A 700-nucleotide genomic window follows, 5' to 3' on the forward strand; every position below is an offset into this window, starting at 1 on the left:
CTTTTTTGCCGGCGATCAGATCAGCGACGGTAATGTCCATAGAGATGAGCGCCTCTTTCGGGAACTGCTCGCCGTACCTGCCGTCGAGCATTTCTTTCCAGAATGCGAACTCGCCATTCGGATGCGAAACACGTTTGTTGCCGTGATTCGGGTGGGTGAAGGCAGACTCGAAGAACCCGCTTTCCCAACCGGCGGTCGATTCGACATCGATGCGCTTGGGCACTTGAGCCGAGCCGATGCAGATTCGCCCCCAATCCCAGGTGTTAAAGTAAGGTGGTTCGTGCAGCTTCGATTCAGGCGTTGGCCGGCTGTCCTCATGCAGCGCGAACACGGAAAACCCGTTCGACGCTGCACGGAACACCAGACCGGGATGAGGGACGACCGCACTGCGTCTTCCGATCTCCTGACAATCAAAGAAGACTCTTCGCATCGCCGGTTTGCACCACCACATCACCGCGTCTTGCGACACCGCGAGCACCGTTTCAGGCAGAAATTCCGCTTTCGGCGCCGCGTTCTGAGCCAGTTCACGCAAGCAGTCAACGAGCGCCATGCGATCGATCGGGCGTCCGGCACCAATCGTCGCCCGGCCGCTCTTGCCCTGCGTCACCGGATGAACGGTGCCATAGACGGCGCTGCGATCCTGGCGGCCGTACAGCAAGATGGCGCTGATTGCCGCGAGTTCGTCGACGCGGTCCGAGCC

At 60.1% G+C, this 700-nt stretch carries 1 protein-coding gene; it reads right to left on the reverse strand.

Going from position 1 to position 700, the window contains the following annotated elements:
- The coding region (locus AWB81_RS43865; protein ID WP_374730559.1) for a PRTRC system protein B at positions 1–700 on the reverse strand (700 nt) is incomplete at both ends.

The organism is Caballeronia arationis, assembly GCF_001544975.2.
GTDB classification, from domain to species: domain Bacteria; phylum Pseudomonadota; class Gammaproteobacteria; order Burkholderiales; family Burkholderiaceae; genus Caballeronia; species Caballeronia arationis.